Below are 742 nucleotides of genomic sequence, written 5' to 3' on the forward strand. Positions count from 1 at the left end.
TTTCTTACCCAAAGCCGTTTGACGTTCATTAATACGTTTCAAACGTAATGCTTCTGCTTTATCTGACTCGTCTTTGCGGACTTTCGCGTTTAGCGACAACATGTTGTCGTCTTTTTCTTTACGATACTTCTCAATGTCTTCGTTTATGAAACGGAATTCCATCTCATCAGCGATTCGCTTATTGTGAAGTTCTGTCAAGTTTGCAATCAACTTGTCGTTATCTGGAAATGTCTGATAAGTCGCCTTATCGATACTATCCCAAGGCAGAGCATTGTCTTCAACACTTTCACCGGTTTCACTCGGATCAATTGGTGTTGGGTACGCAATGTCTGGCGCTACACCACGGTTCTGAGTACTGCCGCCATCGATGCGGTAGAACTTTTGAATCGTATATTGAACATAACCGAGCTCTTTATCGAAAAGATCGTAGATATGATTCAATGAACGGTGCTGCTGAACCGTACCTTTACCAAACGAGTTTTCGCCAAGAATGACGGCGCGGTTGTAGTCTTGCATTGCAGCTGCGAAAATTTCAGATGCCGATGCACTGTAGCGGTTGATTAATACCGTCAAAGGACCATCGTAACTTACCAGTCCGTCGGTATCAGCATTAACTTTGATGCGGCCATAGCTGTCGCGCACTTGTACGACTGGGCCTTCTTTAATGAAGAGGCCAGTAAGTGCTGTTGCTTCAGTAAGAGCACCACCACCGTTGTTACGTAAATCAACGATGATACCGTCA

Annotated in this window: 1 protein-coding gene; it reads right to left on the reverse strand. The window is 44.5% G+C overall.

The genetic code is table 11. The features are described from left to right. The coding region (locus tag R8N49_RS26865; RefSeq protein WP_318190420.1) for a carboxy terminal-processing peptidase at positions 1–742 on the reverse strand (742 nt) is incomplete at both ends.

This window comes from Vibrio sp. 1978 (assembly GCF_033344345.1).